At 66.1% G+C, this 20,462-nt stretch carries 18 protein-coding genes; 10 read left to right on the forward strand and 8 right to left on the reverse strand.

Features of this window, described 5'->3' with window-relative positions:
- Window positions 1-474: 474 nt before the first annotated feature.
- From RUU78_RS13700 to RUU78_RS13720, 5 genes are all read left to right on the forward strand, one after another.
- Window positions 475-1,014: an ester cyclase gene (locus RUU78_RS13700; RefSeq protein WP_313917492.1), complete on the forward strand. Its 540-nt coding sequence runs from the start codon at window positions 475-477 to the stop codon at window positions 1,012-1,014.
- A 42-nt stretch (window positions 1,015-1,056) separates the two neighbouring features.
- Entirely contained in the window at window positions 1,057-2,106 is a 1,050-nt protein-coding gene (locus RUU78_RS13705; RefSeq protein ID WP_313917494.1) for a histidine kinase, read from the forward strand.
- Window positions 2,103-2,900 (forward strand): LytTR family DNA-binding domain-containing protein, encoded by a 798-nt coding sequence (locus RUU78_RS13710; protein ID WP_313917496.1) that lies wholly within the window; start codon window positions 2,103-2,105, stop codon window positions 2,898-2,900. Before RUU78_RS13705 ends, RUU78_RS13710 begins: the two co-directional genes overlap by 4 nt.
- A 291-nt stretch (window positions 2,901-3,191) precedes the next feature.
- Complete coding sequence (locus tag RUU78_RS13715) at window positions 3,192-4,607, forward strand: DEAD/DEAH box helicase (protein WP_313917498.1); 1,416 nt, start codon at window positions 3,192-3,194, stop codon at window positions 4,605-4,607.
- 165 nt (window positions 4,608-4,772) lie between these two features.
- On the forward strand, window positions 4,773-5,852 hold the full coding sequence (locus RUU78_RS13720) for a heparan-alpha-glucosaminide N-acetyltransferase domain-containing protein (protein WP_313917500.1): 1,080 nt from the start codon (window positions 4,773-4,775) through the stop codon (window positions 5,850-5,852).
- 51 nt (window positions 5,853-5,903) lie between these two features.
- On the opposite strand, the gene RUU78_RS13725 is transcribed toward RUU78_RS13720, so the two are convergent.
- Complete coding sequence (locus RUU78_RS13725; RefSeq protein ID WP_313917502.1) at window positions 5,904-8,420, reverse strand: choice-of-anchor B family protein; 2,517 nt, start codon at window positions 8,418-8,420, stop codon at window positions 5,904-5,906.
- Window positions 8,421-8,599: 179 nt separating this feature from the next.
- On the opposite strand from RUU78_RS13725, the gene RUU78_RS13730 reads away from it, so the two are divergent.
- Window positions 8,600-10,759 carry a M3 family metallopeptidase gene (locus RUU78_RS13730; protein WP_313917504.1) on the forward strand — a complete coding sequence of 720 codons (2,160 nt, stop codon included), beginning with the start codon at window positions 8,600-8,602 and terminating at the stop codon, window positions 10,757-10,759.
- Between the two features lie 197 nt (window positions 10,760-10,956).
- Here the strand turns inward: RUU78_RS13730 and RUU78_RS13735 are convergent, their stop codons facing one another.
- The 3 genes from RUU78_RS13735 to RUU78_RS13745 form a co-directional block, all read right to left on the reverse strand.
- Entirely contained in the window at window positions 10,957-11,451 is a 495-nt protein-coding gene (locus RUU78_RS13735; protein WP_313917506.1) for a response regulator, read from the reverse strand.
- Window positions 11,452-11,855: 404 nt separating this feature from the next.
- Window positions 11,856-12,440 carry a rhomboid family intramembrane serine protease gene (locus tag RUU78_RS13740; RefSeq protein ID WP_313917508.1) on the reverse strand — a complete coding sequence of 195 codons (585 nt, stop codon included), beginning with the start codon at window positions 12,438-12,440 and terminating at the stop codon, window positions 11,856-11,858.
- A 77-nt stretch (window positions 12,441-12,517) separates the two neighbouring features.
- The gene (locus RUU78_RS13745; RefSeq protein ID WP_313917510.1) at window positions 12,518-12,724 is read right to left on the reverse strand and encodes a hypothetical protein; all 207 of its coding nucleotides are present in this window, start codon (window positions 12,722-12,724) and stop codon (window positions 12,518-12,520) included.
- A 181-nt stretch (window positions 12,725-12,905) separates the two neighbouring features.
- Between RUU78_RS13745 and RUU78_RS13750 the strand changes: the two genes are divergently transcribed.
- Entirely contained in the window at window positions 12,906-14,702 is a 1,797-nt protein-coding gene (locus RUU78_RS13750; protein ID WP_313917539.1) for a M2 family metallopeptidase, read from the forward strand.
- A gap of 154 nt (window positions 14,703-14,856) precedes the next feature.
- Here the strand turns inward: RUU78_RS13750 and RUU78_RS13755 are convergent, their stop codons facing one another.
- Both RUU78_RS13755 and RUU78_RS13760 read right to left on the reverse strand, forming a co-directional pair.
- Window positions 14,857-16,020, reverse strand: coding sequence for a PHB depolymerase family esterase (locus RUU78_RS13755; RefSeq protein ID WP_313917512.1), 1,164 nt, complete (start codon window positions 16,018-16,020; stop codon window positions 14,857-14,859).
- A gap of 16 nt (window positions 16,021-16,036) precedes the next feature.
- A complete protein-coding gene (locus tag RUU78_RS13760) occupies window positions 16,037-16,441 on the reverse strand; it encodes a hypothetical protein (RefSeq protein ID WP_313917514.1) in 405 nt (134 codons plus the stop codon).
- A gap of 414 nt (window positions 16,442-16,855) precedes the next feature.
- Between RUU78_RS13760 and RUU78_RS13765 the strand changes: the two genes are divergently transcribed.
- From RUU78_RS13765 to RUU78_RS13775, 3 genes are all read left to right on the forward strand, one after another.
- Complete coding sequence (locus RUU78_RS13765) at window positions 16,856-17,359, forward strand: hypothetical protein (RefSeq protein WP_313917515.1); 504 nt, start codon at window positions 16,856-16,858, stop codon at window positions 17,357-17,359.
- 158 nt (window positions 17,360-17,517) lie between these two features.
- A complete protein-coding gene (locus tag RUU78_RS13770; protein WP_313917517.1) occupies window positions 17,518-18,072 on the forward strand; it encodes a hypothetical protein in 555 nt (184 codons plus the stop codon).
- 131 nt (window positions 18,073-18,203) lie between these two features.
- Window positions 18,204-18,440: a hypothetical protein gene (locus RUU78_RS13775; protein WP_313917518.1), complete on the forward strand. Its 237-nt coding sequence runs from the start codon at window positions 18,204-18,206 to the stop codon at window positions 18,438-18,440.
- Window positions 18,441-18,455: 15 nt separating this feature from the next.
- Here RUU78_RS13775 and RUU78_RS13780 read toward each other — a convergent pair whose 3' ends face one another.
- On the reverse strand, window positions 18,456-19,703 hold the full coding sequence (locus RUU78_RS13780) for a multidrug effflux MFS transporter (RefSeq protein WP_313917520.1): 1,248 nt from the start codon (window positions 19,701-19,703) through the stop codon (window positions 18,456-18,458).
- Window positions 19,704-19,738: 35 nt separating this feature from the next.
- A complete protein-coding gene (locus RUU78_RS13785) occupies window positions 19,739-20,452 on the reverse strand; it encodes a UPF0149 family protein (protein WP_313917522.1) in 714 nt (237 codons plus the stop codon).
- Between the last annotated feature and the right edge of the window lie 10 nt (window positions 20,453-20,462).

The following is a 20,462-nucleotide window of genomic DNA, read 5'->3' on the forward strand; positions in this document are numbered from 1 at the left end:
AGGCCGCATAGCCTAGCAGAAGGTCTGCGCCGGTCTGAGCCATGGGCTAGCGCGTTGTTACATCCCGGCATTCGCATTCGGCATGCGGTTCGCGTATAGCGCGCGGGTTTTCGTGTGGACCCTCCGGCTTCCCTTCCGGATACCTTTCGCTTAGCCCGCCTTTCTCACACCCGTTCGTAGCGAGGCCATCGAGACGCCGTCCTGATGCGCGCCGCGGACTGAATGGCGGCGAAGGCGTAGCCGACACGACGTCGAACCGACGCTAGGGAGCCGCGCGCATCAGGGCGAGCGTATCGGCGGCCGCAGTAGAACGGGTGGGAGAAGCGCGGGTCAGCTACCTGTACGGCTTGCTCCGGCTGTTCGTTTTCGCCTCCGTCCCTGCACTGCCTCCGCTGGCCCCAAACCCCATGCATCCGCCGAGCGGCGCATTGAAGATGCGCGTCGGGCAACGACGCCCGTACTTTGGAAGCTGCGATGAAGAACGTCCTCCGCTACGCCCTGGCCCTCGCCTTTGCCTTTGCCATGCCGCTCGCATCACTTGCGCCGCCCGCGCTCGCCGCCCAAGGCAGCCTGCACCCCAGCAGCGACATCGCCCGAAACAAGGCGGCAGCCCGGCGGGTCTACACCGAAGGCCTGAACCAGGGGATCTTTGAGGTAGCGTATACGCCGGATTTCGTCGGCCACGGCGGCGCTGCGACGTTTACGCACGCGCAGGGCATGGCCGAGGCACGTGGCTGGCGCACGGCGTTCCCGGATCTCAAAGTAGACGTCGACCTGATCGTGGCCGAGAACGATCTTGTTTCGGTGCGCTGGACCGCACGCGGGACCAACACCGGTAGTGGCAACGGTATCGCAGCCACAGGCCGCGCGGTGCAGGTCACCGGCACAACGATCTTCCGGTTCGAAGACGGCGCGATTGCTGAAGAGTGGACGTCTGGCGACTCACTGGGGATGCTGAAACAGCTCGGGCTGTTCCCAGCGCCGCCGGCGACTGCAAGTACCAATGCACGGTAAGGTGACAACATGCCGGAACCGAGCTTAGAGCGCCGACCTCGCATGTCCAGTGGCCTCACAATCGTGAGCGTGTGGGCATTTGTCGCGCTCGTGTTCGCGCTGCAGGCATGGCTCGCCGGAACGATGCGCAACGAACCGGTCGCCTTGGTGCACACGCTCTCCGTCTGGCTCGCGTGGGCATCCGCATGGGCATTGGCGACCCCTGCAGCGCTCGCACTCGTACAGCGCTTTCCGCTGGCACCGGCACGGCTCGGCAGGCATATCACCGTGCATGCGGTTGCAGGTGCGGCGTTGGCCCTCGCGCAGCTCGCACTGTTTGCAGCCGCCGCGCCGTACGTCGGTTCCCGGAATGCGGAACCGACGTGGCTGGCAACTTACCAGAAGCTCATCGGTACGACGTTTCTGCTCAACTGGCCGGTTTACTGGGCGATAGTCGGCGCCTCGCAGGCACTTGCGACCAGCCGGTCAGCGCGCGAACGCGAGCGGACGGCGCTCAAGCTCGAGGCACAGCTCGCCGAAGCGAAGCTCGCAAATCTGCGTGCACAGCTTGAGCCGCATTTCCTGTTCAACGCGCTCAACACGGTGGCCGTACTGATGCGCAACGACGTCGATGCGGCCGAACGCGTACTCGTGCAGCTCAGCACACTGCTTCGGCGCACACTTGATGCGTCGGACATGCAAAAAGTGACGCTGCATGAGGAGATTGAAATCCTCGAAGCTTACCTCGCGATCGAACAGGCCCGGTTTGCGGACCGGCTCACCTACCGCATCGATGCTGCGCCCGATACGCTCGACGCATCCGTGCCGAGCCTGATCCTGCAGCCGCTGGTCGAGAACGCGGTGAAACACGGACTCGCCGGTCGTGCGGCGGCCGGACACATAGAGGTCGTCGCACGGCGCGACGCCGAGCGGCTTTGTCTGAGCGTACGCGACGATGGCCGTGGACTCACCCCGGGCGTGGTGGACGGCGTCGGCTTGTCGAATACGCGCTCCCGGCTGGCACTGCTCTACGGCGACCGGCACATCCTGCAGCTTGATCCGGCCGAAGGCGGTGGCGTGGTCGTCACGCTTGACCTGCCGCTGCATTCATGACGATCCGCGCACTGATCGTCGACGACGAACCGGTCGCACGCCTGGGCTTGCGGCAGCGTCTGACGCAGGAACCGGATGTCGAAATCGTCGGCGAGTGTGGCGACGGCGCGAGTGCGATCGCTGCAATCGGGCAGCTCGCGCCGAATGTCGTGTTCCTCGACGTGCAGATGCCCGAGCTTGGGGGCTTCGACGTCGTCGAGGCGGTTGGGTCAGAGCGCATGCCAGCCGTTGTGTTCGTGACGGCGTACGACAGTTACGCCGTGCGCGCGTTCGACGTCCATGCGATCGACTATATGTTGAAGCCGATCGACGCCGAACGCTTCCGCACCGCGCTTGCGCGGGCGAGGTTGCACCTGCACACGCGTGACGGGTACTCGGAGAAATTACACGCAGCGCTTACGCAACTCGGTCGCACGGCACCGCAACGCTGGACATGCCGGCTCGCCATCAAGTCGGTGGGGCGCACGACGCTGGTCGACGTCGGCGACGTCGATCGCTTCGAGGCAGCCGGAAACTACGTCGAAGTGCACACCTGCTCGAAAATGCATTTGCTGCGCGAGACCATGGCGAACCTCGAAGCACGCCTCGATCCCGAGCGCTTCGCGCGCATTTCGCGCTCGGCGATCGTCGCGATCGGGCGCGTCCTTGAGCTGCAGCCGCTATTCAACGGCGACTTCGTGGCGATTCTGAAGGATGGGACGCCAGTTACCGGGAGCCGGCGGTATCGGGACGCATTGGATCGTCTGCTGGGGGAGCTGACTCCGCCTGTAAGGACAACTTCTCGTCGGTGTTAACAGGACACCTAGCGCGTTGGTACGTCCCGGCATTCGCATTCGGTATACGGTTCGCGTATAGTCCGCGCGTTCTCGTGTGGACCCTCCGGCTTCCCTTCCGGATACCTGACGTGACGCTGCAGGCGCCTTCCGTGCGCCCGCCACGTCTTCAGATTTTCTCCCTCCACCGGCCCTCCACGATGACACGGCAGCGCGCCTGCGTCCGCCGTCAAAAATCTTTACCTGCAGCGCGGATGTATGGCCCTGGATGGCCGTCGGGAACGCTCTGGGTCTTCAACTTAGGAGCTTTCCATGTCTTTCGACACCCTTGGGCTGTCGCCCGCCCTGCTGTGCGCGCTGAATGAACAGGGCTATACGACGCCCACACCGATTCAGATCGAAGCCATTCCGCTGGTACTGGCCGGCCGCGACCTGCTCGCCGGCGCGCAGACCGGCACCGGCAAGACCGCCGCGTTCGCGCTGCCGATGCTCGAGCGCCTCTACCCGGACGGCGCCCTCAAGCCGAACCAGCCCAACCAGCCGCGCAAGATCCGCGCGCTGGTGCTGACCCCGACGCGCGAACTCGCCGTGCAGGTGCATGACAGCATCCGCGCCTACGGCAAGAACATCCGCTTCAGTTCCACCACCATCTTCGGCGGCGTCGGCATGGGCGGCCAGGTCATGGCGCTGCGCCGCGGCATGGACATCATCGTCGCCACGCCGGGCCGCCTGATCGATCATCTCGACCAGCGCACGCTGAACCTTCGCGACATCGAGATCCTCGTCCTCGACGAAGCCGACCGCATGCTCGACATGGGCTTCCTGCCGGCGATCAAGAAAATCCTCGGCCAGCTGCCGCGCCAGCGCCAGAACCTGATGTTCTCGGCGACCTATGCCGACGACATCCGCGCGCTCGCGACCGACATGCTCAACAACCCGGCCCAGGTCCAGATTGCGCAGCAGAACAGCGCCGCGCCGAGCGTCGAGCACCTCGTCTACGCGGTCGACAACGATCGCAAGAAGGACGTACTGATCGAACTGCTGGCCCAGGACAGCCGCCGCCAGACCCTGGTCTTCGGCCGCACCAAGCACGGTTCCGACCGCCTTGCCAAGCAGCTGTGCCAGGCCGGCTTCAAGGCCGATGCGATCCACGGCAACAAGAGCCAGAACGCACGCCAGCGCGCGCTCAAGGATTTCAAGGACGGCCGTATCAACGTGCTGGTCGCGACGGATATCGCCGCGCGCGGGCTGGACATCGATCAGTTGCCCGTCGTGATCAACTACGACCTGCCGATGGTCGCCGCCGACTACGTGCACCGCATCGGCCGCACCGGCCGCGCCGGCTGCACCGGGCTGGCGCTGTCGCTGGTCAGCCGCGACGAACAGGGCCTGCTCAACGAGATCCAGCGCCTGCTCAAGCGCGAACTCGACGTCGCCGTCGTGGCCGGCTTCGAACCCAAGATCCCGCTGCGCACCGGTGCCGACGCGCAGCGCGCCGGCAAGCCAGGCCGTCAGCGGCGCGCGCCGGCCGCGGCCGCGCAACCCAATGGCGGCGGAAAGCACCACGCCGGCAAGGACCAGCGTCGTGGCGGCGGCACTGCCGCTCAGCCCAGTCGCCGTTCGGGCAACGGTGGCGGTGGCCGCGGCACGGGCGGTGGCGCCAGTGCGGGTGCCGGCGGCCGCAGTGCCGCTGGCGGCGCCAACCGCGGTTCGCGCAGCCCGCGCTGATCATCGGCGCGGCCTGCACCGCGTCCATCGATAGCTGATGCGGCATGACGCCGCGCACGTGACCGGAGGGTTGCGTGCGCGGCGTCTTCGTTTGTACGCCCCGGCGCGCTGACTGCCAGACCGGCGTGTGCGAATCTCGGCTGTCCTTCCGCCGGGATATCCCGCATGACTGCCAGCACGACTGCCGCGCCGCGCTTCGCCTCGGTCGACATCCTGCGCGGCCTGACCGTCGCGGCCATGCTGCTTGTCAACAATGCCGGCGACTGGAACCAAGTCTATCCCGGGCTCGAACACGCCGCCTGGCACGGCTGCAATGCCGCGGACTACATTTTTCCCTGGTTTCTTTTTATTGCCGGCGTCTCGCTCGCACTCGCACTCGAACCGCAGATCGAACACGGTCGGCCGGCCGCGGCGCTCAACCACGCGATCCTGCTGCGCGCGCTGCGGATCGTCGCGCTGGGCCTGCTGCTGCATGGTGCCGCGGCGCTGCTGATTCCCGAGCGAAGTTTCCGGCTCCTCGGCGTGCTGCAGCGCATCGGGCTGTGCATTGCCGTCGCCGGACCGGTGGCGCTGTACCTGCGGCCGCGCGCGCAGTGGCTGCTGTTCGCGGCGCTGGTGCTCGGCTATGCCCTGCTGCTGGCCGCGGGCGGCATCGCCCAGGACGCCTCACTGAACCTGCGCATCGACAGCGCGCTGCTGGGCCCTTATGCCTACCAGTTCGACGCAGCCAACGGCCGTGCCTTCGACCCGGAAGGCGTGCTCAGCACGCTGGGCGCCATCGCGAGCACCGTGCTCGGCCTGCGCGCCGGCAGCTGGCTGCGTCGTGGCGCGGTTTCCTCCCTGCTGCGCTGCGGCTTCGCCTTCGCCCTGCTCGGCTTTGCCGCGAGCTTCGTCCTGCCGTTCAACAAGGCGCTGTGGACGCCGAGCTACGTGCTATGGACCGGCGGCGTGGCGCTGCTGCTGCTGGCCGGCACGCATGAACTCGTCGACCGGCGTGGCCTCTGGCTGCCGGGCCGCGCGCCCGGCCTCAACGCGATCCTGGTCTATGCCGGTTCCTGGTTGATGGTCTGCGTGCTTGCCGCGCTCGGCGCCGACCGCTGGCTCTACGAACACGCGTTTGCGAACTGGCTGACGCCGCTGGCCGGCGCACGCGCCGCCTCGCTGGCGTGGGCATGCGCGATCGTCGCGGCATGGTGGCTGGTCGCGCTGGGACTGCACCGGTGGCGCTGGTATTGGAAGATCTGACCAGCCAGGAGGCGAGCGCGCCGGCGCAGCGAAGCCATGCCGGCGCGCTGCTCAGGGCTGGAAGCCGTTGGCGAAGATCGTGTCGCCGCTGACGGTGCACAGACCCGGCACCTGCGCATGCGTCAGCGCAATGTCGTCCACGAACCAGCCCTGCCCCGCCGTACCCTGGTCGGTGCGGTAGAGCCAGCGCAGCTGCACGGTCTGGCCGGCATAGGCCGACAGATTGATCTGTGACGGCGTCCAGGTGGTCAGGTGATTCGTGCCGGTGAATGCACCGGAGCCCTGGGTGATGCCGCAGATCGTGCCGCCGCTCGTGATCGTCGACGGATAGCCGCCGGCCGGCGTCAGCCGCGTCCAGGTCGTGCCGTTGTCGGCGGACAGTTCGACGACGCCGCCGTCCCAGCCGGCTTCGATGTCCCAGGCGCTCCAGAACGACAGCTGCGCGCTCTGCCCGGCCGTGAGATTCAGGTTCTGGCTGACCAGCGAGACGCAGAGGTTGTTGGCCGCGGTCGACCAGAAGCTCTGCGCACCGCTGCGCTTGCGCGTGGTCGAGGTATGCCAGCCGGCGTGTTCGGGCGCGTCGACGGCGTCGACGACGACGCCAGCGACCGAGGTGTCGAACGGCGGCTCGCCGGGTTCGGCACCCGAGGCGAAAGTGCCGTCCTGCAGCGGCCCGGTGGCCAGGCCGGACAGCTCCACGCCGTTGCCGTCCTCGACACCGTTGGCCGTGTCGACCGCGCGCACGACGTAGTAGCGGTTGGCACCGCCGACGACGCCGGTGTCGGCGTAGCCGTCGCCAATGACGCCGCTGGCGATGCGATTGCCGGCGCCCGGCGCGAAGCCGCTGCTGTCGCCGCGATAGACCGAATAGCGCGCCGGTCCGCCGCAGGCCGGCGTGGCCGCGTTCCAGCCCAGGTCGAGACGGCAGGACGGCGTGTTCGGATGGCCGATGCTGGCCACGCCGTTGAACAGCGGCGGCGCGGTACAGGCGCCGGTGGTCTGGGTTTCGACACAGGCCGAGGCCAGCGAGGCGCATTGTCCGTTGGCCGTTGTTTCCACGACGCGGTAGCCATAGGTCACCTGGCCGGACACGCCGGTGTCGGTGAAGGTCGGCGTCACCAGGCTGCTCGCGACGGTGGAGAACGCACCGCCGCAGCCGCCCTGCGCGCGCTCGACATTCCAGATCGCGCCGCTCGCGCCGGATCCGGTCCAACCGAGACTGACCTGCTGGCTGCCCGATCCGGTCGCACTCAACGCGGTCGGCGCGGCCGGCGCGCTGCACAGGCGCGGCTCGACGACGAAGAAGCCTTCGTCGATGCCGGTCATGATCACGTTGCCGCTGCCGGGAAAGCGGTAGTTGTTCCAGTTGCCGTTGAACTCGGCGTTGTTGCTGGCCGGGAATCCGTCGAAATAGGCGACCTCGGTCATCTGCGCCTGCGACAGGTTGTCCAGGCGCAGGATGCGCAGGCCGGCCTCGTAGTTGGACTCGTAGACATACTGGCCGTGCACGTAGAGGTTGTGGTCGATCACGCCGAGCGCATGCTCATGGTGACCGACCAGCACGGGCGCATCGAGGTCGAGCAGGTCGAACACCAGCGTGCGCGCATTGTGGCCGGACTGGCTTTCATCGAGTTCGTCATTGAGCAGTGCATAGCGCTGGTCGGCGCTGAACCAGGCCTGGTGCGGATAGGCCGCGCCGGTATAGGTCAGCGACGACAACGTGGCCGGCGCGGCCTTGCTGGTGACGTCAACGATGGCCAGCCGCTTGGTCGGGCCGTTCGCGTTGAGGCAGATTTCCTTGCCCTGATGCGCGGTGTCCGGGCCGGTGTAGCTGAAGCACTGGCTTTCATGGGTGTAGCCGCCGGTCGGCACGCAGCCGACGAAGACGGGGTTGTCCGGCGTGTGGATGTCGTAGACGCGCAGCGCGCCGGTCGCGGTCGGCGCCGGGCAGGTATCGCTGCCGGCGACATAGGCGAAGCCGGTCGCCTCGTTGATCGCGATGGTGTGGCCGCGGCCGAAGTCGCCACGGAACGCGTCGTCGGTGAAGGTCTGCGGCGTGGTCACGCCGCGCAGCCGGGTCAGGTCGAAGACCTGCAGTCCATGCGCGCCGTTGTTGTCGCTGACGACAAAGGCGTGGTCGGCGTAGACGCGCACGTCGCGCCAGATCGAACTGCCGGTGTGTGTCGGCAGCTTGCCGAGGTATCTGGGATGGGTCGGATCGGACAGCTCGAACAGGGCCAGGCCGTTGTCGGCACCGACCAGCGCGTATTCGATCTGCGTGGTGGGATCGGTCCAGCCCCAGAGGCTGTTCGTGCTGCCGGCGGCAAAGCTCGCCAGCGGTGTGAATGAAAGCAGGTCGACGTTGGAACACGGGTACGTGCCGCCGGCCAGGCCGTTGACGCAGGGGGTCGCGTGCATCGGCGCCAGCGGCCGGGGCTGCGCCGGCCGCGCCGCGAGCACAGCCTGCATGCGGGCGTTCAGCGCACCGTCCTGCGCCGCCACGGCGAGCGGCAGGCCCGCCAACAAGAAAAGCAACAGCGCGGCACACCGTGCCGATCCAACGCCCATGATCCACTCCCCTGTTCCCTAATCGCCCGATTCTAGTCGGCCCTGCCCAGCACGCCATGCGTCTGGATGGATATTACGGAACCGCAGCACGGGCAACCTGCATGGGACTTCCGTCAGGGGCGGCGGGGGCCGATCCGGTTTAGGATCGGCGCCCGATTTCCTGTCCGGAGTGCGTTTTCATGAAGACCCGTCTTGCCGTTGCCCTGGCCGTCGCCCTGGGACTGGCGGCTCCGCTGTACGCCGCCGACAAGGCGGAACCCGCCGCTCCGACCACCGCGAAAGCCGCCGACATGGCCAACAATCCCTTTGCCAAACCCAGCACGCTCGCCTTCCAGTACCCGGCCTTCGACAAGATCAAGAACGAGCACTTCGCCCCGGCCATGGAAGCCGGCATGGTTGAGCACCGCGCCGAGATCGACGCGATCGCCAATGCCTCCGCCGAGGCAACCTTCGACAACACCATCGTCGCGATGGAAAAGTCGGGCCAGCTGCTCAACCGCGCCACGACCGTCTTCTTCAGCCTCAGCGGCGCCAACACCAACGACGAGCTGGAAAAGATCCAGAGCGAGATGGCGCCCAAGCTGTCCGCGCACCAGGACGCGATCGCGCTGAACCCCAAGCTGTTTGCGCGCATCGAGTCGCTCCACGCCAAGCGCGACAAGCTGGGCCTCGACGGCGAAGACACGCGCCTGATCGAGCGCTACTACACCGACTTCGTCCGCGCCGGCGCCAAGCTCAATGACGCCGACAAGGCGACGCTCAAGGCGATGAATGCCGAACTGGCCACGCTGCAGACCAATTTCAGCCAGAACATGCTGAAGGAGAACAACGCCTCGGCCTTGATCGTCGACAGCAAGGACGAACTCAAGGGCATGTCCGACGAAGCCATCGCCGCCGCAGCGGAAGCCGCCAAGCAGCGCAAGCTCGAGGGCAAGTACGTGATCGCGCTGCAGAACACCAGCGGCCAGCCGGCCCTGGCCCAGCTGCAGAACCGCGCCCTGCGCGAACGGCTGCAGAAGGCCTCGGTCGGCCGCGCCAGCCACGGCGGTGAATTCGACAACCGCGCCATCGTCGCGCAGGTGGCCAAGATCCGCGCCAAGCGCGCCGCGCTGCTGGGCTACGAGAACCACGCCGCCTACACGCTGGAAGACGAGACCGCGAAGACGGTCAAGGCCGTCAACGACCGCCTCGCCCAGCTCGCCCCGGCCGCCGTCGCCAACGCGAAGAAGGAAGCTGCCGACCTGCAGGCCATGATCGACAAGGAAAAGGGCGGCTTCCAGCTTGCGCCGTGGGACTGGTCGTTCTATGCCGAAAAGGTGCGCTCGGAGAAGTTCAGCTTCGACGAAGGCCAGCTGCGCCCGTACTTCGAGTTCGACAACGTGCTCAAGAACGGCGTGTTCTTCGCCGCGAACAAGCTCTACGGCCTGAGCTTCAAGGAACGCACCGACCTGCCGGTCTACAACCCCGATGTACGCGTGTTCGACGTGACCGACGCCGACGGCAAGCCGCTCGCGATCTTCCTGGTCGACTGGTACGCGCGCGACAACAAGCGCGGCGGTGCGTGGATGAACGAATACGTCTCGCAGAGCGGCCTGTTCGGCGCGCATCCGGTCGTGGCGAATCACCTGAATATCCCCAAGCCGCCCAAGGGCGAGCCGACCCTGCTGACCTTCGACGAAGTCAACACCGCGTTCCACGAGTTCGGCCATGCGCTGCACGGCATGTTCTCCAACGTGAAATACCCTCGCTTCTCCGGCACCAACGTACCGCGCGACTTCGTCGAGTACCCCTCGCAAGTCAATGAAATGTGGGCGATCTGGCCGGAAGTGCTGAAGAACTACGCCAAGCACTACAAGACCGGCGAGCCGATTCCACAGGCGCTGGTCGACAAGGTCATCGCCGCGGACAAGTTCAACCAGGGCTTCGAGACCACGGAGTACCTCGGCGCCGCGCTGCTCGACCAGTCCTGGCACCAGATCAAGCCGGAACAGGCACCGGAAGCATCGGGCGTGCTCGATTTCGAGGCCGCCGCGCTGAAGAAGGCCGGTGTCGATTTCGCGCCGGTGCCACCGCGCTACCGCAGTGCCTACTTCTCGCACATCATGGGTGGCTATGCGGCCGGCTACTACGCCTACATCTGGAGCGAAGTGCTGGATGCGGACAGCGTCGAGTGGTTCAACGAAAACGGCGGCCTGACGCGCAAGAACGGCGACCACTTCCGCAAGACCCTGCTCTCGCGCGGCGGCAGCCAGGACGCCATGCAGCTGTTCAAGGACTTCCGCGGCCGTGATCCGGACGTCAAGCCGTTGCTGGAACGTCGCGGCCTGACCGCACAGTAAGAAAACCCGTGTGGAGCAGTGAGGAACGAGAGGGACGCGGGCACCTGATGCTCCCTCTCGTTTCTCACGCCTCTCGCCGCTTCAGCCGTCAAACGGCTGCAGGTAGGTCGGGAGGCAGCGTGGAGCAGTGAGGAACGAGTCAAGCGCACGCTCAAAGGCTGCCCCTCGTTTCTCACTCCTCTCACCTCTTTCTTGCCTCAAACGTCGCGGCGCGCGGCCTGCGAAACCCGGAACGGCACCTTCTCGGCATTGAGCAGGCGCTCGATGCGCATGAATACCTCTGCGCGCGAAAAGGGTTTTTTCATGAAATCGTCGGCACCGATGCGCTGGGCATAGAACTGCTCGGTGGCCTGTTCATTGCCGCTGATCATGATGATCGGGATTTCCTTGGTGCGCGAATCGCGGCGCAACTGGCGCAGTGCGGCGAAGCCGTTCATGCCGGGAAGGACGATGTCGAGAAAAATCAGGTCGGGCAGCTCGACCTGGGCCAGCCGGATGCCTTCCTCCGCGTCGCCGGCTTCCAGCGTCGCGTAGCCGTTCTGCTGCAGCACCTTGCGCAGCAACGCCACGATGGTTGGCGAATCGTCCACGATGAGCACACGGGTGCCTTCACGTGCATTGATGCGCGGCTTGTCGCGTCGTTCCGACGCCGCCGGCTTACTGCCGAAAATCCGTTGCAAAAACGCGAACACGCCCACGTCGTCTCCCTGAAACTCCTTTCCCCGCGGGGAAGTGTCCGGCTTAGCGGCGGGCCGGTCAAACGGATGCGGGGAAATGCCGCCTGCGGTGCGTCCGCGCGCATCGGGCCGCGCGAACGCGCAGGCCTGGGATCGAAGCCGTCGGTGAACAGGATGTGCTGATCGTGGCGGTCCCGCCGATATCGGCGAACCGCCTCCGGGTAAGGGCCGCCCGACTGACGGCAGACGCCCAGGAACGGCAAACGTCCAGCCCTGGCGTCCATCGACGCGCTGCCGGCCTCGAACACGAACATGAACACAGATCAGCGCATCCGCCCCCGATGTCACCGGGATTCACGCACCGGCACGCCCTCCAACACCGATCTTTCACTCGCGGCATCGGCAGCCGCCTGATGCGATCAGCGCAACAGACCGGTGACCAGGCCCGGTTCCAGCAGCGCCATGAACAGCAGACCGAAACCCGCGCCCCACAGGTGCGCGCTGTGGTTGATGTTGTCGGTGGACTGGCGGTCCATGTACCAGGTGTAGGCCAGGTAGGCGATTCCGAAGATCAGCGCCGGCACCGGTATCACGAGCAGATAGATGGTCGCGCCCGGACGCAGCAGCACGAATGCGAACAGGACCGCCGACACGGCGCCGGACGCGCCGAGGCTGTAGTAGCTGGGATCGTTCTGGTGCTTGAGATAGCTCGGCAGTATCGACACGACCAAGCCGCCGAGATACAGCACCGGCAGTCCGAGCGGACCCATCCGGGAGTTCAGGTACACCTCCATGAACTGCCCGAACATGTACAAAGTGAACATGTTGAAAAATAAGTGCATGCCGTCCGCATGCACCAGGCCGTAGCTCACCAGACGCCAGTACTCGTGGTTGCGGCGTACCGCGGGCGGCCACAGCACCAGCTGCTGCTTGAGACGGGGATTGCTGAACGCAAGCAGCGACACGGCCACGGTCAGGCCGATGAGGATGAACGTCACGATCATGCGGAATCGACTCCGGCGGACTGGCCGCTCATGCTACGGAAACCGGGTCGGTCGGAACCGGCCCCGGTGGCGCGTCATCAGCCGCGCGGCTTGAACAGCGCCGCATCGATGATCGACCACAGATGAATGATCCAGCCGAGGAAGATCAGCCACAGCACGGCGGCGAGCACGAAATGCACGAGAGCCATGAGTACACGCCCCTGCACCAGCTGCCCCAGACCGGGAATGAAGAAACTGCATACCGCGGCGATCACGTTGCCGGCGGAACCTTGTCCTGTGCTCATTGCGGGTCGTCCTGCGGAAGTCATGCGGTCAGGACGCAGATGTTATCCGTATGCCGGCATTTCAAGCACCGCGGTTGCTTTCGCGCGGAGCGGACACTAGCCTGACCAGTCACTTGAGCGGCCGCGTTGGCTGCAGTTTTCGGGAGACGTAGCCGTGAAACCAGTTCGTTCCGCACTTGCGCTGGCGCTGACTCTTTGTGTAGGAGCAGGCGCGCACTCGACCGTATCGGCGCAGGCCGCCGACGCCGCGTCCGCCGATCGTTTCGTCGCCGGAGTCAATCAGGAAATCCGCGACAACTACGTCGAGGCGACCGCGGCCCAGTGGGTCGCCGAAACCTACATCAACGGCGACACCGAAGTGCTGGTAGCCAAGGCCAACGAGCGAGCGCTGGGCCGCCTTTCTGTCAATGTGGACAAATCCAAACAATTCATCGGCGTCAAGGGCATAGCCCCGGCGACCCAACGCGGTATCGACCTCATCAAGCTGCAGACGGCGATGCCGGCGCCGAAGGACCCGGCCAAGCTGACCGAGCTGACCCAGATCGCCTCGCGCCTCAACGCCGCCTACGGTTCGGGCAAGTCCTGCACCGACGAAACCAAGCCGGAAACCTGCCGCAACCTGGACCAGCTCAGCAAGGTGCTGGCCGAGAATCGCGACTGGGATGCCGACCTCGACGCCTGGACCGCCTGGCACAACCTCGCGCGCGGCATGCGCAAGGACTACGTGCGCTTCGCCGAACTCGTCAACGAAGGCGCCGGCGAGATGGGCTACGCCAATGCCGGGGAGATGTGGCGCTCGGGCTATGACATGAGCGCGGCGGACCTGCGCAAGGAAACCGACCGCCTCTGGGGTCAGGTCGAGCCGCTGTACAAGGACCTGCAGTGCTATGCACGCCACAAGCTCGAGCAGCAGTATCCCGGCAAGCTGGCCAAGGACGGCACGATTCCGGCGCACATCACCGGCAACATGTGGGCACAGGACTGGTCGGCGCTGTATCCGCTGCTGCAGCCGTATCCGGGCGTGTCGAATCTCGACGTCGACGCGGCGCTGAAGGAAAAGGCCTATACACCGGAAGCCATGGTCAGGCGCGCCGAGGACTTCTACAGCTCGATCGGCTTCCCGGCGCTGCCGAAATCGTTCTACGAGAAATCCCAGTTCACGCGCCCGGCCGATCGCGACGTGGTCTGCCATGCCAGCGCCTGGGACCTGAATCTCGACGGCGACGTGCGCATCAAGATGTGCATCAACGCGAACGAGGAAGACTTCCGCACGATCTACCACGAGCTCGGCCACATCTACTACTACCTGGCCTATAACAAGCTGCCCCCGCTGTTCCAGACCGGCGCGCACGACGGCTTCCACGAAGCCATCGGCGACACCATCCAGCTCAGCCTGACGCCGGGCTATCTCGCGCAGATCGGCCTGGCCGGCGCGAACAAGCCGAGCAAGGAAGCGATGCTCAACGCGCAGATGAAGCAGGCGCTCGAGAAGATCGCGTTCCTGCCGTTCGGCAAGCTCATCGACGAATGGCGCTGGGGTGTGTTCGACGGTTCGATCAAGCCAGACGGCTACAACGCGGCATGGTGGGCACTGAAGAAGAAATACCAGGGCGTCGCGCCGATCGTCGCGCGCAGCGAGACCGATTTCGATCCGGGCGCGAAGTACCACGTGCCCGGCAACACGCCGTACATGCGCTATTTCCTCGCCCACATCCTGCAGTTCCAGTTCCAGCGCGAGCTGTGCAAGGCCGGCGGCTATAAGGGCGCGCTGCACGAGTGCTCGATCTACGGCAACAAGGCCGCCGGCGCGAAATTCTGGGCCATGCTCGAGAAGGGTTCCAGCCAGCGCTGGCAGGACACCTTGAAGGAGCTGACCGGCAAGGGCGAGATGGACGCTTCGGCCATCCTCGACTACTTCGCGCCGCTGCATGCCTGGCTCAAGCAGCAGAACAAGGGTCAGGACTGCGGCTGGAACTAAGAACGCCTAACAAAATGCCATGACGCTACGCGAAGCCGAAAGCGTTGAGCCCTCCCCTTGAAGGGGGTTGGAGCCGGTGGCTCAGAACCGAAAGGTTCTCATCGGCTTCAACGCCCAACGGGCCGGAGGGCTTGCGCAGCCTACCTGTACGCGGCTAATGCCCACCGCGCGCAGGCGTCAGCGAATGGGTCAGGAAGAATTCCACGATGCGCGCGCTCGCATCGGGGCCGGCCGGGTCGGTATAGGAGCCTGCGCTGGCGCCGCCCGCCCAGGCGTGACCGCCGTTGCGCACGCTCCACTGCTCGATGACGAGCCGCCCGTCGGCGGTGTGGAAGCCGGATCTCGCATGGGTCGGTTCGGTCGTGGACCTGAGCACGAGCGCGCTGCCGGCGCTGTGCTCATAGCGCTCGCGCAGCTGGCGGACGACGGCATCGCCGTTGCCCGGCGCCACCATGCGATCGGCGTCGCCATGAATCACGATTCCCGGCACGGGACGCGTGCTGTGCTGAGCCGCGTTGGTGCGTGCGTGCGGTTTCGATCGGCCCGCCATTGCCGCGAAAGCCGACGGCACGTCGCGCGCAGCGCCGAGCGGCAGTCCGGAATGGATGGCGAGCGCGGCAAAAACGTCGGGGTACGTCTCTCCAAGCACCATCGCCATCGCCGCGCCGGCGGACAGGCCAGCCACGTAGATCCGCGCCGGATCGACACCGTATTCGCCGGCAAGCTGCGTCGTCATCCCGGCCAGTATCGACGGCTCGCCGCGACCGCGGGCCTGGTTCGCGGTTTCGAACCAGCGCCAGCAGCGCTGCGGATTGGCGACACCGTCCTGGATTGGATACAGCACGTAGCAGCCATGGCGGTCGGCGTATTCGTTCATGCGGGTGCCGCGCGCGAAATCGTCGGCGTCCTGCGTACAGCCGTGCAGCATGACGATCAGCGGTCGTGCGGATGCGGCCACGCCGGTATCCATTCCCGGCACCCATAACTGGTAGGCGCGCGTGCCTGCCGCGTTGGAATACGCGCCCGACACGAAGCGGCCCGGCGACACCGGCCGGGGCGCGACGGCCTCCGCGGCTCCCGGTTCCGGCGTGGTGCTTCGCGACACCGGCGGCGGATCGAGTGCCAGCGGCCGGCTGGCGCCTGAAGCGCTGCGCGCGGCGTGCGCATCCCGCGATGCGGGCACGAACGTGCCCTCGTGGGTCGTCGTCGGCGCTTGCGGACCACGCAGTGAGTCCCGGATGACGCGCGTCGCGTCACGCAGCGCGCCCGCACGGGTGAGCCGCAATGCTTCGCGCATGGCTTCGGAGAAAACCGTCATTCGTTGATTCCTTTAATTACTTGATACGCGAGGCGAGTCGTTCTTTGATGGCAGCGCTCGCGTGCAATGCGCCGAGCACTTCGATGGACTCGATCGTTTCCGCGGCGAGCGCGGGCGTGACGTCATCGGCGATGCGCACCAGACCCAGGCCACGGATCCGCAGGCGCGTATCCGCGTGCTGCGCCGCCACCAGGTCGGCCGCGGTGATGTCCTGCACGCCCATGACGAACATTTTGCGGACCGCGGTTTGCCGCACCGTGTCGGCATGAGCCAGCAACTGCGCGCGAATCGCCGTACGGATGAAATCGGAGCGGTTGTTGAAGAAGCCTTCCTGTACGAGCAGGTCGATCTGCCCGAGGTCGATCAGACCCAGGTTTATCGTGATCTTCTCGGTTTCGGGGAGGCGCGGCTTGGCATCCATGAAACGCTTTCCTCATCTGTATGGATGGACCATACCATCCATATGGATGATGCATGGTTCAGATTGGGGCCGATGCGCTATCGGGCTCACCCGAATCACGCGCGTGGCCGGCAAGGCGATCCGGCGGCGTGATAGTCATGTCGACACGACACGATTATCTTTTTATATTAAAGTATTAATTAAATATCTTTCATGATCGCTGCCGCGATCGCTGTACGGCCCGCTCATGCATTGCGCGATCCCGTGACACGGCAGCGTGCGTTCTGCTCGGCTGGCTGCTCTCGCCTCTTCGTGACCGGCCACCGGAAAACCGCTTGTTTGCTGGGCTTTTCCGACGATGTGCCAGCAGCGCGCTGCGCTGGCACGCCGGTTGCCACTGCTCACTCCGATGTCCCTCAACCAAGGAGTAGCACCATGGCAACCAACAAGCCCGTTTCGACCCAGCCCGTATCGACCGACCTGAACCTTGATCCGCTCAGCGGCGCCACCGGCGCCCATCCGGTCGGCACCGGTGTCGGTGCGGTTGCTGGCGGTGTCGCGGCCGGCGCGGCCATAGGCACGGTCGCCGGACCGATCGGTACCGCCGTCGGTGCCGCCGTCGGCGCGGTGGTCGGCGGTCTCGCCGGCAAGGGCGTGGCCGAAGCGATCGATCCGACCGCGGAAGCGACGTACTGGGAAAGCACCTACGCGACGCGTCCTTATGTCACATCGGGCGCGCCCTACGCCCACTACGAGCCGGCCTACCGTTACGGCTGGGAGTCGCGCTCCCAATACGCGGATCGCAGTTGGGACGAGGTCTCGCCGGAACTGGCTTCGCGCTGGCCGGAACGCGCCGGCACCAGCGGCCTCGCGTGGGATCGTGCCGAACCGGCAGTCCGTGACGCGTGGCATCGCCTCGACGGTCGCCGAGTCAGCTAAGTTCTGAAGATGACGATATGACACGGACTGTCTCGCCCACTGCCAGGATCACTCCCCCGTCGCTATGGAAGGCCGCGGGGGAAATTCGCGTATTCCTCGATCTCGGAAAGGCGGTCCTGAAAAGGCGCCGGCCACATCGGCGAGCGGACGGAGAGCCGGTGCTCGTCGTCCCGGGGTTTGGCACCTCCGATGCGGCAACTGTCGTGCTGCGCGATTACCTGACAGCATCCGGCTTCGACGTACATACTTGGAACCTCGGCATCAACCGTGGCCCGCGCGCCGACGTCATGCGGCGCCTGTCTTTGCGTGTACGCGCGCTGGCCCGTCGTACCCGCCAGCGCGTGCGCATCGTCGGCTGGTCGCTGGGTGGACTCATGGCGCGCGTGGTCGCAGGGCGGTTGCCGCGCCAGGTGGGGCGCATCGTGACGCTGGGATCGCCGCTCACGGCAGATCCGGATTCCAGCCACCTGTCACGCCTCTACGACTGGCTCGGCGGCACGCCGCTGCAGACGCGGACCATGAAAGACATGCTGCGTGATGGCGCACGCGCCCCCGTGACATCGATCTTCAGCCGCAGCGACGGCGTCGTCGCCTGGGAGGCGTCGGCCGATGCTCCGGGCCCCTGTCGCTACCTCGAGGTCGATGCCTCGCACCTGAGCCTGATCATCGATCCGCAGGTACTGGATCTCGTCGCGCGCGAAGTCGCGCGCTGATGGATACCGCGGCATGCGACGCCGACCGCAAGCCCGCGGCGGCGCTGAGCCGTTTCGCGTCTGCTCTTGCGTCTGCCGCCGCCGCGGACGGCCGTGCTATGTTCGCGCAAGCCCACCGCCGAGACCGCGCCATGCAACGCTGGATCAAACTGCCCGATGGTCGCTTCGTCGACGCCAACCGCATCATGTACATCGGCAAAGTGGAAACCTATCCGCGCATCGACGAGGACGGCAACGATCTCGGCCAGGGCTACAACGTCAACATCGGCACCGACATCGCGCGTGACTGCCACCTCACGCTGATGGGCGGCAAGGAAGAAGTGCTCAACGTGCTCAAGCAGATACTCGGCAGCGCGCCGGCGGCCTGAGAGCTACGGCGCCGCTCATTCGATAGACGACACTTCCCTGGCATCCGCCGCCGCGGCACCCGCCAGCGCCTCTTCCACATGGACGCGCGTGCGGAAGATGCGCCAGGCGATGAAGCCTATGGCGGTCAGCCCGGCCGCACTCAGCGCCAGATGCAGCGCGCTGCCGGAAACGAAGACCACGATCAGGCCCGCCAGCACCGCGTTGAAGACGAGGCTGACGAACGCCTGCAAGGACGACGCGCCGCCGCGATGGCGCGGGAAGCGGTCGAGCAGCAGCACCACCAGGCTGGGAAACGACAGCGAGATGCCGATGGCGTGCAGCCCGATCGGCAGTACCGACCAGGGTATCTGCGGCTGCGGCAGGATCAGCGCGACCACGACATTGATACCCGACGCGATCAGCATGATGGTGTAGCCGAGCCCTATCGTGCGCGGCACGCTGTAGCGTCCGGCCAGCCGGCTGGACAGCAGCGAACCCAGGAACATGCCGCAGACCGCCGGAACGAACAGCCAGCCGAACTGCTGCGGCCCGAGCTTCAGCAGGCCGACGACGAAAGCCGGCGCCGCCGAGATGTAGAGAAACAGCGCGCTGAAGTTCATCGTCCCGGCAATGGCCAGCGGCCAGAACTGCCGGTCCATGAACATTTCCGCGTAGCCGCCGACGAGCGCGCCGGCGCGCAGCGGGATGCGCCGTTCGGGCGGGTGCGATTCGGGCAGGCGCCAGATCGACGCGACCAGCAGCAACGCGCCCCACAGCGCGAGGAACCAGAAGATCCAGCGCCAATGGCCCATCAGCAGCACCCAGCCGCCGATCATCGGCGCGAGCGCCGGCGCGACCGTGAACAACATGGACACGTTCGACATCAGGCGCTGTACGACCGGGCCTTCGTAGAGGTCGCGCATGATCGCGCGCGCCACGATCCAGCCCGCACCGGCGCACATGCCCTGCACCGCGCGGAACATCCACAGGCTTTCGGTCGACCAGGTCAGCGCGCAGCCGATCGAGGCCAGCGTGAACACCGCGACACCGCCAATGACGACGGGCCGGCGTCCGAGCGCGTCCGACAGCGGGCCATGCACCAGCGACATCACGGCCAGGGCGATCAGATAGATCGACAAGGTCTGCTGCATCGCGAAGTCGTCGGCGCCGAACTCCGCGGCAATCGCCGGAAACGCCGGGAACATGGTGTCGATCGCGAACGGACCGAACATGGCCAGGCCGGCCAGCAGCACGGTCAGTCCGCGTTTGGGTACTACGCTCATGCGCTGCGTGTTCTCCCGCGCCTACGCGATGGGCTTCACTGCCCCTTGCCGCAACACTGCTTGTATTTCTTGCCGCTGCCGCAGGAACAGTCGTCGTTGCGGCCGACCTTCGGACCGCCGCGCCGCACCGTGGCGGGCTTGAGACGCTGCTCGAGCCAGAAATCGTGCGCATCGAGCGCGAAGCCGACCATGTCGTCGATGAGCTCGTCGCGCTGTTCCTGGGTCGCGACCTCCGAACCGGTTTCCTCGTCGTCGGGACCGCGCGCGAGCAGATCGATCGCCTCGAGGTCGTCTTCCCATTCCGGATCGCCGAGCAGCGCGTCCCAGGCTTCCTCGCGCAGGCCCACGCCGCGCAGATAACCCAGCGCCCACTCCTGGCCATAGGCCGCGACACCGCCGTCCTCGAGCTCGAATTCGCCGATCCAGGGCTCGAATTCGGCGCCGCCCTGGGCGAGCACGCCGGCGATGCGGTTGTAGTGGCGCATGACGAGTTCGAGGATGCGCTCGGCCTCGGACTGGTCGTCGAACACCGCCGCCTCGTCGCCGACGGCTTCCTCGCCAGCCCAGACCTGCGGCAACCATTCCGACGGCGCGACCATTTCCGGACCGGACAATACGGCGGTGAGATAACCGTCGAGCATCTCGAAACTCATGCCGTCGCGCTCCACTGCGCGCTCGTCGAGGAAGCGCGACAGGGTCTGGATTTCCTCGTCGTTCAAAGGCTGGGTCAGGGCATCGCGCTGGGTCATGGTCAATCCT

The sequence above is a fragment of the Tahibacter sp. genome (genome assembly GCF_032229445.1).
GTDB lineage: Bacteria > Pseudomonadota > Gammaproteobacteria > Xanthomonadales > Rhodanobacteraceae > Tahibacter.

What these genes read in the sequence shown, in the direction of transcription:
- RUU78_RS13710 (WP_313917496.1), top strand. Translation starts at nt 2,103, where the DNA reads ATGACGATCCGCGCACTGATCGTCGACGACGAACCGGTCGCACGCCTG.
- RUU78_RS13745 (WP_313917510.1), bottom strand. Translation starts at nt 12,724, where the DNA reads ATGAGCACAGGACAAGGTTCCGCCGGCAACGTGATCGCCGCGGTATGC.
- RUU78_RS13740 (WP_313917508.1), bottom strand. Translation starts at nt 12,440, where the DNA reads ATGATCGTGACGTTCATCCTCATCGGCCTGACCGTGGCCGTGTCGCTG.
- RUU78_RS13720 (WP_313917500.1), top strand. Translation starts at nt 4,773, where the DNA reads ATGACTGCCAGCACGACTGCCGCGCCGCGCTTCGCCTCGGTCGACATC.
- RUU78_RS13705 (WP_313917494.1), top strand. Translation starts at nt 1,057, where the DNA reads ATGTCCAGTGGCCTCACAATCGTGAGCGTGTGGGCATTTGTCGCGCTC.
- RUU78_RS13730 (WP_313917504.1), top strand. Translation starts at nt 8,600, where the DNA reads ATGAAGACCCGTCTTGCCGTTGCCCTGGCCGTCGCCCTGGGACTGGCG.
- RUU78_RS13700 (WP_313917492.1), top strand. Translation starts at nt 475, where the DNA reads ATGAAGAACGTCCTCCGCTACGCCCTGGCCCTCGCCTTTGCCTTTGCC.
- RUU78_RS13775 (WP_313917518.1), top strand. Translation starts at nt 18,204, where the DNA reads ATGCAACGCTGGATCAAACTGCCCGATGGTCGCTTCGTCGACGCCAAC.
- RUU78_RS13780 (WP_313917520.1), bottom strand. Translation starts at nt 19,703, where the DNA reads ATGAGCGTAGTACCCAAACGCGGACTGACCGTGCTGCTGGCCGGCCTG.
- RUU78_RS13765 (WP_313917515.1), top strand. Translation starts at nt 16,856, where the DNA reads ATGGCAACCAACAAGCCCGTTTCGACCCAGCCCGTATCGACCGACCTG.
- RUU78_RS13725 (WP_313917502.1), bottom strand. Translation starts at nt 8,420, where the DNA reads ATGGGCGTTGGATCGGCACGGTGTGCCGCGCTGTTGCTTTTCTTGTTG.
- RUU78_RS13785 (WP_313917522.1), bottom strand. Translation starts at nt 20,452, where the DNA reads ATGACCCAGCGCGATGCCCTGACCCAGCCTTTGAACGACGAGGAAATC.
- RUU78_RS13715 (WP_313917498.1), top strand. Translation starts at nt 3,192, where the DNA reads ATGTCTTTCGACACCCTTGGGCTGTCGCCCGCCCTGCTGTGCGCGCTG.
- RUU78_RS13755 (WP_313917512.1), bottom strand. Translation starts at nt 16,020, where the DNA reads ATGACGGTTTTCTCCGAAGCCATGCGCGAAGCATTGCGGCTCACCCGT.
- RUU78_RS13760 (WP_313917514.1), bottom strand. Translation starts at nt 16,441, where the DNA reads ATGGATGCCAAGCCGCGCCTCCCCGAAACCGAGAAGATCACGATAAAC.